The 242-nt window shown below is 68.6% G+C and carries 1 protein-coding gene; it reads left to right on the plus strand.

The genetic code is table 11. From position 1 onward, the window contains the following. Nucleotides 1-242, plus strand: a 242-nt coding sequence (locus KVT37_RS32695; RefSeq protein WP_217579072.1) for an aconitase X, incomplete at both ends; no start/stop codon positions are given.

The following is a 242-nucleotide window of genomic DNA, read 5'->3' on the forward strand; positions in this document are numbered from 1 at the left end:
AACCGTAACGGCGATCTCCTGGACATTGCCTGCGCCATCACGGGACGCGCGCCGGTTTACGGCCTGCACCGGCCTGACATTCGCCGGTCCCGGCTCGTGTTCGATGTCTCGGGCCTGTCACCCGCCTTCCTTGCCTCCGAGTTCGCCTGGCCCGTTCTGGGCAGCCTCTATGCCCGTGAGGTGGGCAACGCGTTCGGTGTCGTCGCCGGCGTCGCCGGCCTTCCCGGCTGGGTCGCGCTGAT

The sequence above is a fragment of the Mesorhizobium sp. GbtcB19 genome, from assembly GCF_019091085.1.
In the GTDB taxonomy this organism is placed as follows: Bacteria; Pseudomonadota; Alphaproteobacteria; order Rhizobiales; family Rhizobiaceae; genus Mesorhizobium.